The organism is Palleronia sp., from assembly GCF_042089775.1.
Taxonomy (GTDB): domain Bacteria; phylum Pseudomonadota; class Alphaproteobacteria; order Rhodobacterales; family Rhodobacteraceae; genus Palleronia.
The window spans coordinates 1-2,732 of sequence record NZ_JBELKF010000237.1; the positions used below are offsets into that span (position 1 = coordinate 1).

Here is a 2,732-nt window from a genome sequence, read left to right on the forward strand (position 1 = left end):
ACCTGCCCGGTCGCAATCGGGTCCAGTGCCGAGCACGGCTCGTCCATCAGAAGCAACGCCGCTGTAGCGATGCATCACCGAAGCCTGCACCCTAAGTCAGGGTTCGCGTGGCAAGCAAACCGTGAAGACGCTTCCCTCGCCTTCGCTGGACGCAACGCGCAGCCGACCCCTGTGGCGTGAGACGACATGCTTAACAATCGCGAGGCCAAGACCCGTTCCGCCCACCTCGCGCGACCTGTGGGTGTCAACGCGATAGAACCGTTCAGTCAGGCGCGGCAGGTGCATGGAATCGATCCCTGGACCGTCATCGATAACATCCACCACAACACCGGGCCGGCGCAGCTCGGGGATGTGCTCGCTCTCGGCCAGGTGCAGCTCGACACGTTGCGCGCCGTACTTCATGGCGTTTTCCACCAGATTAGAAAACACCTGCCGCAGCTGATCGGGATCGGCATTAATCAGCACGGGCTTGTCCGGCCGGGCGAACTGGACGGTCACGCCAGCTTCCTCGGCCTTGCCCGCCAGCATCGTCAGGACCGAGGCGAGCGTCAGCGCCACGTCGGCGGTATCGCGCGGGCGCATCCGCTCCGTCGCCTCGACCCGGCTGAGAGAGAGCAGATCTTCGACCAGCCGATGCATCCGCTGTGCCTCGCGCTGCATGGTGGCCAGGAAACGTGCGCGAGCGGCAGCATCGTCGCGGGCGGGGCCCTGCAACGTCTCGATGAAGCCGATCATGGCGGTCAGCGGTGTCTTGAGCTCGTGGCTGACATTGGCGACGAAGTCGCGGCGCATCTGGTCGACTTCTTCCGTGGCGGAGAGATCTTCAAGGGTGACGAGAAACGTGTCGCCAATCGGTTTGACCTGCGCCTTCCAGGTTGTGTCACGCCCGTCGCGCCGGGCGAGATACCGGGCGTTGGCGCTCGCGGCGCCACCCTGAACTGCCTCTATCGCCTCGAGGATCGACGGCTGGCGGATCGCTACGGCATAGTGGCGACCTAGCAGCCCCGCACCGAACAGGCCCTCGGCGGCGGCGTTGGCCGCCTCGATCCGCTGGGACTTTCCAATTAGGAGGGCCGGACCGGGAAGGGCTCCGATCAAATCGGCTGCCAGCGGCATCGCCATGGCCCCTACCCCTGCGCCGCGGCACGGACGGCCGCTTCGAACTCGTCGCAGAGCAGGTCCGCCGGCTCGATCCCGACTGAGACGCGGAAGACACCCTCGCTCAATCCCAGGCTATCGCGCTGTTCGGGCGACATTGCGCGGTGCGACGAGGTCGCAGGATGGCTGATCGTGGTCGCCACATCGCCCAGCGTCGGGGCGAAGGCGATCTGCTCGGCCGCGCGGACGAAGCGGTTCGCGGCGGGGCGGCCACCATCAATCTCGAACGTTACCATGTTGCCGAAGCGCCCGTTCAGCAGCTGAGCCGCCCGCGCGTGGTCGGGGTGGTCGGCCCGCCCCGGATAGAGCACGCGGCGCACGCCCGGCAGCCCGTCCAGCCGGTCGGCCAGCAGCGCCGCCGTTGCCTCGGCCCGGTCATAGCGCAGTTCGAAACTGTAGAGGCCGCGTTCGGCGAGCCAGCAGTCGAACGGGCTCGGCGTCAGTCCGAGCGTTGTGGCGAAGGTCCGAAGCTGCGCGGTCTGCTCGGGATCGACGGCCGCGACATAGCCCAGCGTCACGTCTGCATGGCCGGCCAGCAGCTTCGTGACTGAATGGAGGACGATATCCGCGCCATGCTCGGCCGGACGAAGGGCACGCGGCGTGGTGAAGGTGTTGTCCACCATCAATAGCGCACCCTGCCCCTTCGCGATGTCCGAGATTGCATCTAGATCGGCCACGCGCAGGCCCGGGTTCGACACGGTCTCGACCAGGATCATCCGGGTCTCGGGGCGGATCGCCGCGCGTACTGCCTCGGCATTTGTGATGTCGGCGAGGCTGCTGGTGATCCCGAACCGCGGCAGATCGTCTGCCATCATCCGCAGCGACCGACCGTAAAGCCGATCCGCGCCGACCACGTGATCGCCGGCCTTCAACAGCCCCATCAGTGCGCATGTCACGGCTGCCATGCCCGATCCCAGGATGAGCCCGCCCGTCAGCCCCTCGAGTGCGTCTATCTTGCGTGCCAGCACCTCGGCGTTTGGATGCGCTTCGCGTGCATAGGTGAAGCCAGCATCGCGCCCTTCGTAGATTGCGTCGAGCGCGTCGGGGCTTTCGGCGCAGTAGACGACAGACGGTTGCAAGGGCGTGCTGAGTGCACGGGCGGTTCCCTCGGGCCAAGGGGTGCGGCGGACGACGGTGCTCATGTCAGCGGCGTCAGGGTCGAGGCGAAGCGCGCGGCGTTTTCTTGATAGTGGATTGCCGACGCCTTCAGCCGCTGGATCGCCTGCGCATCAAGCTGTCGCACAACCTTGCCGGGAGAACCTAGGACGAGGCTGCCGTCCGGAATCTCCTTGCCCTCGGTAACGAGCGCGCCTGCCCCGACCAGGCAGTTCTTGCCGATCCTCGCGCCGTTCAGCACCGTCGCGCCCATTCCGATCAGGCTCTCGTCGCCGATGGTGCAGCCGTGGAGCATGGCCTTGTGGCCGATTGTGCAGTTCTCGCCGATGGTCAGCGGAAATCCGGGGTCGGTATGCAGGACGCAGTTTTCCTGAATGTTCGAGCCTGCGCCGACGAAGATCTCTTCGTTGTCGCCGCGCAGCGTGCCTCCGCAGTGTGCCGCGAGCTGAGCGATCGCG

3 protein-coding genes are annotated in these 2,732 nt (G+C 66.3%); all 3 read right to left on the reverse strand.

Going from position 1 to position 2,732, the window contains the following annotated elements:
* Window positions 1–96 precede the first annotated feature (96 nt).
* Entirely contained in the window at window positions 97–1,122 is a 1,026-nt protein-coding gene (locus tag ACFDS3_RS20495) for a sensor histidine kinase (protein ID WP_375264172.1), read from the reverse strand.
* A 5-nt stretch (window positions 1,123–1,127) separates the two neighbouring features.
* Entirely contained in the window at window positions 1,128–2,300 is a 1,173-nt protein-coding gene (locus ACFDS3_RS20500; protein ID WP_375264173.1) for a trans-sulfuration enzyme family protein, read from the reverse strand.
* On the reverse strand, window positions 2,297–2,732 hold a 436-nt coding region (locus tag ACFDS3_RS20505), incomplete at its 5' end, for a gamma carbonic anhydrase family protein (RefSeq protein WP_375264174.1). The genes ACFDS3_RS20500 and ACFDS3_RS20505, both read right to left, overlap by 4 nt.